Origin of the sequence: uncultured Acetobacterium sp. (genome assembly GCF_927416815.1) — a bacterium.
In the GTDB taxonomy this organism is placed as follows: Bacteria; Bacillota; Clostridia; order Eubacteriales; family Eubacteriaceae; genus Acetobacterium.
The window spans coordinates 1-2,238 of record NZ_CAKMJU010000040.1 but is presented as its reverse complement, the minus strand read 5'-3'; the positions used below and the strand labels follow the sequence as shown (position 1 = coordinate 2,238).

Here is a 2,238-nt window from a genome sequence, read left to right as displayed (position 1 = left end):
TGTCTTAAAGCATTGACATTGTTGAAGGTGTTGATTACAGCATCCAATGCATTGATTCCTTTTTCAGGTGAAGATGCTGCGTGAGATGGCTTCCCTTTGTAATCAAACTGTATCGCTTCCAGAGCAAGGGATTTGCCGCTCTTGTTGTAAGACATATTGGGGTGAGCAACTAAAGCGACATCAACATCGTCAAAAGCGCCTTTTTCTACAAACAAAACCAGAGGCTAGAATTCATGGCGTTATCAAGGATGGGGGAAAGGCAGCCAATATCATACCCGATTACTGTATGGCTCAGTTCTATGTAAGAGCACAAACCAAAGGCTATCTGAATGAACTGGTAGATAAAGTCAAGCGATGTGCGGAGGGTGCTGCCCTTGCGGCCGGTGTTGAACTGACTATCTCAAACTATGAGTACCCTTATGATAATATGGTGACCAATCAAACAATGTCAGAAGTATTTACAGGTCATCTTAAAGAATTGGGAGTTACAAAGATACTTGAGCCTAGACAATCATTCGGTTCAATAGACGCTGGGAATGTCAGTCATGTTTGTCCGACCATACATCCTTACTTTGATATAGTGGGCGATATTAATGTCGGAGCTCATACGGTTGAATTTGCAGAAAGCACAGTAAAGCCTTATGCCTATGAAAATATGATGATTACGATCCAGGCTTTGGTGGCGACTGCAGTGGATGTGATCCAGAATAAAGAGCTTCTAGATAAAATTAACGAAGAGTTTAAGAACACTGAAAAATAAATTTGATTCATTAAATTGCCATTTAGTATTTATCTTTGCATTATTTTAGTGTATAATATAATCAAAGCTAGAACGATATGCAAAAAAAATATCTGAAAGGTGGTAGTATTAATGAAAAAAATATTGTTGCCAGTAGACGGCTCACCGGGATGCCAACAAGCGCTAGCTATTGCAGAAGATATTGCAAAAAAATTCGACAGCACAATAATAGTATTTTATGTGTTTGATTTGTATAGGATACCAAATGAGTTGGAATATGCTGGATATATCGAAAAAATGTATGACACAGACAGCAAAAAAGAGTTTCTCGAAAAAACAGTCAAGTATTTCCAAGAACGAGGCGTCAAAGCTGAATCAAAGCTGATAAAAGGCGATCCTCCATCAGACATAATAGACGAAGCAGACAAAGGTGAATATGACTTGGTCATCATGTGCTCAAGAGGCATGAGTCCAGGCAAAAGATTCTTGCTAGGTAGTGTTACTAGTAAAGTAGTGCATCATGTAAAGACACCGATTTTGGTAATCAAGTAACAGAAGATTTAGAAGTATTTTAGAAAGCCGAGGATAGAAATCCTCGGCTTTTGTGATTGTGTGCCCAGCATGGGCACAATCTCAGGGGTTAAAGTCCCTAGTCTGCCCTAGTAGTGGGAAAGACATAGCCAAAGGCAAGGGTGTCGTGAGTGATTACGAATCTGAAGGAAGCCGGATGGCAAATCTCTGGTCTGACGAACAGAAATCACATCAGGCATCATCAGCTGGGTAAGGTTGCTGTACAAACCAAAGCCCTAAAACTACTCGGAAGTTGATGGTGTAAATGTGGCAGATAGATGGAAGGAAAGATTGCGTTCTTACCCGGGGAGATCTCACGGACGTGCGGAAACAGAGTATGAAGCACGGTTGAAATAAGATTTATCGTGAGAAGTCAGCCGAAGCCATAGTACGGAGACAATCTAGATGTTGAAGGAAGGGCTGAACCAGAGGAGGTGAAGATCAATGAAGATTACTGACGGTGATAAAATAAAACACAGAAAACTTCAAAATGAAGGCGATCTGCAAAAGGTATCTGCGGAACAGAAAGAATATGCAGACGTGTGTGCGTCACCAAAGATAATTGAAACCGAAATCGCCAACACAAACAGGCAGACGGATGGATTGATGGAGAAAATTCTCACCCGTGATAATCTGAATCTGGCCTATAAGCAGGTGAAGAAAAACAAGGGTGCAGGTGGAATTGACGGGATGCAGGTGGATGAACTTCTGCCCTACCTGAAAGAAAACCGGAATGAACTCATTGAAGCCATTCGAAGTGGTAAATACAAACCACAACCCGTCAGACGGGTAGAAGTACCAAAAGAAAACGGGAAAACACGAAAATTGGGAATCCCAACCGTTATGGATCGATTGATTCAACAGGCAATCATGCAGGTGTTGACGCCGATATTCGAGCAACAATTCTCAGACAATAGTTACGGATTCAG

2 protein-coding genes and 2 pseudogenes are annotated in these 2,238 nt (G+C 41.3%); 3 read left to right on the top strand and 1 reads right to left on the bottom strand.

Annotated elements, in window-relative coordinates; all coding sequences use genetic code 11:
* A pseudogene (locus QZ998_RS07325) lies at positions 1-215 on the bottom strand (amidohydrolase); the annotation flags it as partial.
* A gap of 71 nt (positions 216-286) precedes the next feature.
* On the opposite strand from QZ998_RS07325, the gene QZ998_RS07320 reads away from it, so the two are divergent.
* From QZ998_RS07320 to QZ998_RS07310, 3 genes and pseudogenes are all read left to right on the top strand, one after another.
* Positions 287-760 carry a hypothetical protein gene (locus QZ998_RS07320; RefSeq protein ID WP_296559301.1) on the top strand — a complete coding sequence of 158 codons (474 nt, stop codon included), beginning with the start codon at positions 287-289 and terminating at the stop codon, positions 758-760.
* Positions 761-871: 111 nt separating this feature from the next.
* The gene (locus QZ998_RS07315) at positions 872-1,291 is read left to right on the top strand and encodes a universal stress protein (protein ID WP_296559300.1); all 420 of its coding nucleotides are present in this window, start codon (positions 872-874) and stop codon (positions 1,289-1,291) included.
* A gap of 462 nt (positions 1,292-1,753) precedes the next feature.
* Positions 1,754-2,238 (top strand): annotated as a pseudogene (locus tag QZ998_RS07310) (group II intron reverse transcriptase/maturase); the annotation flags it as partial.